The sequence below is a fragment of the bacterium genome (assembly GCA_016873475.1).
In the GTDB taxonomy this organism is placed as follows: domain Bacteria; phylum Krumholzibacteriota; class Krumholzibacteriia; order JACNKJ01; family JACNKJ01; genus VGXI01.
This window is the reverse complement of sequence record VGXI01000278.1, coordinates 1-3,369: the sequence shown is the minus strand read 5'-3', so window position 1 is coordinate 3,369 and position 3,369 is coordinate 1. Positions and strand designations below refer to the sequence as shown.

Here is a 3,369-nt window from a genome sequence, read left to right as displayed (position 1 = left end):
CGCGGGATCGACGGCCACTTCCTCCGCCGCTTCACGCAGCGCGGTCGCGGCGAGGCTGGCGTCGCCCGCTTCGCGCAGGCCGCCGGGAAAGGCCACCTGCCCGGCGTGGTCCGGGAGCGACGCGGCGCGGCGCAAGAAGAGCAGGGCAGGCTGTCCGGCTCGATCGAGCAGGGGCACGAGGACCGCCGCGTCGATCAGACCCGGCTCCACCGGCGTGGGGGCGGGCGCCAGGTGCAGGCGCAGGGCGTCCACCAGGGCGCGCGCCTGCCGGGAGTCAGGCGTCGCCGGCACGGTCGGGCGTCCCATCGCCGAGCAGGCCCGCGTAGAGCGCCGGCCGCCGGTCCGCGAGGAGATGATTGCGCGGCGTCAGCCGCTTGTTGCGAGCCTCGGCGGGGACGAGGGTCACCGCGCCGCCGCGGGATTCCTCGGCCGAGAAGGCCAGCAAGGGCCGGCCGCGCGGATCGAGGAGCTGGCTGCCGCCCGTGAAGCGCAGGCGCTCGCCGTCGGGGAAGGCCTCCTCCCCGACGCGATTGGCGGTGGCCGCGAAGACCCCGTTCTCGATCGCGCGGGTGGCCATCGCGCCCTGGGCGAGGCCCGGCAGCACGAGATTGGAGGGATGCGCGATCAGGTCCGCGCCGGCCAGGGCCAGGCAGCGGGCCACCTCGGGGAAGACCCAGTCGAAGCAGATCATGAGGCCCACGCGCAGGGCGCCCACGGCCGTCACGGCCGGCGGCCGGTCGCCGGGATCGAAGAGCAGCGCCTCGCGGTCGAAGAGGTGCAGCTTGCGGTAGAAGACCGGTGCTTCGCCCGGCCGCAGGAGGGCCGCCGCGTTGTAGAGCCGCTCGCCCTCACGCAGGGGCAGCCCGACGGCCAGCGCCGTCCCTCGCGACTCCGCCAGCGCCTGCAGCGCCGTCAGGCCGGGGCTGCCCGCGGGCGACTCGGCCAGGGCCAGGGCCGTCTCGCGATCGGGCAGCGCGTAGCCCGAGGTGGCCAGCTCCGGCAGCACGACGAGCTCCGCATCGATCGCCGCCAGGCCGGCGGCGATCGTCGCCAGGTTCGCCGCGCGATCGCCGAGGCGCGGAGCGAACTGGAAGAGACCGACGCGCAGTGCCGCCCCGGCGTCGCCCGCGCGCGCCGTTGAGGTCAAGGCTGCCTCACCCAGCGCCAGGCTTCGACGAGGCTGAGCTTCTTGCCCGTCATCAGGATGCCGACGCGGAAGATGCGCGCCGAGATGATGAAGACCAGCACCACGGACACGATGAGGAACCCGTAACCGAGCGCGATCTGCCAGAGCGGCGGCGCACTGATGTTGATCCGCATGAACATCACCAGCGGCGTGAAAACGGGGATCAGGCTCAGCACCACCGAGACCGCCGAGTCCGGGTTCTGGAAGATGTAGATCATGATCACGAGCGGCAGCACGAGGAGCATGACCAGAGGCTGCATCAGCTGCTGCGCCTCTTGGTCGGTCGTGCTCATCGCGCCGACAGCGGCGAAGAGCCCCGCGTAGAGCAGGAAGCCCAGCACGTAGAAGGTGACGAAGGCGGCCAGCGTGCTCGGCTGCAGCACCGGCAGGGCCTGCAGGTTCGCGCTGCTGAGCAGCCCGAAGGCCGCCGCCCCGGCGCCGAGCACCAGCCAGGCCAGGTACTGCGTGAGGCCGACGGCGCCGATGCCGAGGATCTTGCCGGTGAAGAACTGCGTCGCGCTCATGCTCGAGAGCACGACCTCGGTGATGTGCTGGTTCTTGTCCTCGAGGATGCTGCGCTGGATCATCGAACCGAAGACCAGGATCGTCATGTAGAGGATCATCACCAAGGTCAGCGTGCCGAAGTAGAGCGACTCGAAGCCCGCCTCGCTGGTCACCTCGCCCTTGTGCTGGATCGTGCGCAGATCGGCGCGCAGGGACAGCTCCGAGAGCAGCGCCGGATCGAGCGCCAGTCGCCGCAGGCGCTCGCCGCGGAGCAGCTCGGTCAGCTTGGCCTGCAGCGCCTCGAGCTGGGTGAAGTTGCTGACCACCCGGCCGTGGTACTCGCAGCGGCCGTGCTCGAGCACGTCGGCGGGAATCCGCAGCACCCAGTCGATGGCCTCGGCGTCGAGCAGGGCATTGAGCGCCGAGTCCTGCGCGGCGCCGCTCAGGAAGGGCGCGTCGCCCAGTTCGGCGTCGAGGAAGCGGTAGCGAGGCTCGCCCGTGGCCAGGGTGTCCGCGGCGAGCGCCGTCTCGAGAGCGCTCTTGATGAGCCCGGAGGCGTCGAGGACCAGCCCGCGGCTCGACTTCTCCTCCTCGACCCGGCTCAGCCAGAGCGGCAGCACGATCACCGCGCTCATGAAGAGCGGCACCAGGATCAACCCGATGACGAAGGATTTCCGCCGCACGCGCTCCAGGTACTCGCGGATGAAGACGGTCATCACCTTGTCCATGCCGCTCCCCCTTCCTGGCGCGCCCCCGCCCCCGCCCCCGCAGTAACCGTGTGGATGAAGATATTGTGCAGGCTGGGCACCATCACCTCGAAGTGGTCGATGGCCAGGCGGGCGCTCCAGTCGCGCAGCACGGCGCTCACCTGGTCGGCATCGGTCAGGCGCAGCTCGGCGAGGCCGGGCTTGGGCTCGCTGTAGCTGGCCACGCGCGGGTCGCTGCGCAGCACGCCGCCGTCGCCGGCGAAGCGCACGCGCAGATTGCTGCGGCCGTAGCCCGCGCGCAGCTCAGCCAGGGTGCCCGAGAGCACGAGGCGCCCGCTGTCGATGAGCGCGATCTCGTCGCAGAGCTGCTCGGCCTGCTCCATCATGTGTGTCGAGAAGATCAGCGTGACGCCCCGCGTGCGCAGCTCGAGCAGGATGGCCTTGAAGGCGTCGACGTTGAGCGGGTCGAGGCCGCTGAACGGCTCGTCGAGCAGGACGAGCTCCGGCTCGTGGAGCAGGGTGCCCGCGAACTGGATCTTCTGCTGCATGCCCTTGGAGAGATCCTCGACCTTGCTCTGCGCGCGATCGGCGAGGCCGAGCCGCTCGAGCCAGGCGAGGCCGCGGCGTCGGGCCTCGCCGCGCGCAAGCCCCTTGAGCCCGCCGGAGAAAACGAGGTGGTCGAGCACCTTCATCTTCTTGTAGAGACCGCGCTCCTCGGGCAAGTAGCCGAGCCGGTTGCGAAAGGCCTCGCTGAGCGGCTCGCCGCCGGCCGTGATCCGCCCCGAGTCCGGCGCGATGATGTTCATGATCATGCGGATGGTCGTCGACTTGCCGGCGCCGTTCGGGCCGAGGAAGCCGGTCAGCTTGCCTGGCCGAAAGCGGTAGTCGATGCCCGCCACGGCCACGGTCTTCTCGTAGCGCTTGGTGACGCCCTGGAGTTCGATCACGCTCGGCTGCCCTCCCGCTCCCCGG

4 protein-coding genes are annotated in these 3,369 nt (G+C 70.8%); all 4 read right to left on the bottom strand.

The window, feature by feature from the left end:
* Positions 1-306: NUDIX domain-containing protein (locus FJ251_14640; GenBank protein MBM4118941.1), on the bottom strand; the 306-nt coding region annotated here is incomplete at its 3' end.
* On the bottom strand, positions 275-1,291 hold the full coding sequence (locus FJ251_14635) for a hypothetical protein (protein MBM4118940.1): 1,017 nt from the start codon (positions 1,289-1,291) through the stop codon (positions 275-277). The genes FJ251_14640 and FJ251_14635, both read right to left, overlap by 32 nt.
* A complete protein-coding gene (locus FJ251_14630; GenBank protein MBM4118939.1) occupies positions 1,144-2,418 on the bottom strand; it encodes an ABC transporter permease in 1,275 nt (424 codons plus the stop codon). The genes FJ251_14635 and FJ251_14630 overlap by 148 nt, the downstream gene beginning before the upstream one ends.
* On the bottom strand, positions 2,406-3,344 hold the full coding sequence (locus FJ251_14625) for an ATP-binding cassette domain-containing protein (protein ID MBM4118938.1): 939 nt from the start codon (positions 3,342-3,344) through the stop codon (positions 2,406-2,408). The genes FJ251_14630 and FJ251_14625 overlap by 13 nt, the downstream gene beginning before the upstream one ends.
* Positions 3,345-3,369: the final 25 nt, after the last annotated feature.